This window comes from Litorimonas sp., assembly GCA_029936425.1.
Classification (GTDB): domain Bacteria; phylum Pseudomonadota; class Alphaproteobacteria; order Caulobacterales; family Maricaulaceae; genus Litorimonas.
In genome coordinates, this window is the sequence record JAPYSU010000126.1 from 1 (window position 1) to 1,286 (window position 1,286).

General features: G+C 47.0%; 1 protein-coding gene and 1 riboswitch. The gene reads right to left on the reverse strand.

The features are described from left to right. On the reverse strand, positions 1-327 hold a 327-nt coding region (locus ACN0IC_RS15515; RefSeq protein ID WP_416879653.1), incomplete at its 3' end, for a GSCFA domain-containing protein. A 761-nt stretch (positions 328-1,088) separates the two neighbouring features. Beyond that, positions 1,089-1,242: riboswitch (TPP riboswitch) on the forward strand. The last annotated feature ends 44 nt before the right edge of the window (positions 1,243-1,286 follow it).

The following is a 1,286-nucleotide window of genomic DNA, read 5'->3' on the forward strand; positions in this document are numbered from 1 at the left end:
TATCCCTGTTGCCCACTCTACCCACTGCTTCAACAATGAGGTGGTGTATATATTCCCGGTTCTTGCCGAAAAAATATTGTAATTGTATTTTTTTGCATTTTCCTGCGAGAGCCCCTTGGGTGGAGTTTCTGTCGAGACCCAGTTGAACCCTCTGCTATCAAGAGCATTTCCAATATGTTGCGCAAAGCAGGAACCGAAGGTAACCACTTTACTATCCTTTGTGATCTTGAACTTTGGAGACCACAAATTGGATATGTCAAAAATTGACTTTTCGGATACAGCTTTTTTCCAGAAGGCACGGTCTGGAAGTGTCGAATATGGATTCATCTTACTCACCTCAAATATAAGATATAATATCGGTCGCGAACGAACAAAATTGATAACGTCTATCTTAAATCACCCATTGCCACGACGAATAGGAATGTTTACGCCAACACTGGCATCTCGTCTTCCTTTCTAAAATATTTGCATAAAAAAAGATAGGCGAAATATTTGTCTATTGTGTTGAGAAACGAGCACTGACAACGGCCCCGGAACCCTTCATAAAACCTTTCCCATGCACCATTTCCCTGACCCATGGGGGGTTCAAAAGAGAACAAAGCAAGCATTTTTAGCTTCCATGAAAACTCGGCGAACCAATGCTTCCAATAAAACGGGACCAACACACCTTTCACTTTCTTCCCTTCTTCACAAAGGAGTCGTCAAGCGCACAACGAATGTCAGAATATCGATAAAAAAACGTACTTTTTTCACTCTAGATTCTCTCACATCTTCTCTATCAGGCAGCCGCAAAACACGCAAATACAATCCAGAGAACATCCAAGAAAAACCACGAAAATACCCCTTTAAACAACAACAAAATCGTCGAAACTTTGTCGAATTGATCAATCAGGACTCTACTTCGCCACATTTCCTCAATCGGATAAAATGCATTCTCAACCATGCGGAAACTTCTCCAGATATCTGGGCAGTTGCACTCTCGCGATATCGTGGGAACCTCCTCCCCCCAGCGGCGTATCTACTGATCGGGATCGGTTCTTGCCAAGCCGAGGTGGACTCCCTTCGAGGTCATGCTAGACTCGATTCAGACTCGCTTGACGGGGTGCCGGTGAATCCGGCTGAGATGGCGCAGGGCCAGGGTGACGAATCACCGGCCGCCAGCGCCGATCCCGTGGACCCTGATCCGGGTGCGGTGTGGCTTCACACCTTGAACCGGCGTAGGGAATCAGGCGGTGGTGTCTGCCCCTGCGCGCGCACCTCCCTCCTTTCTCGTCGCCGTGTCCTTG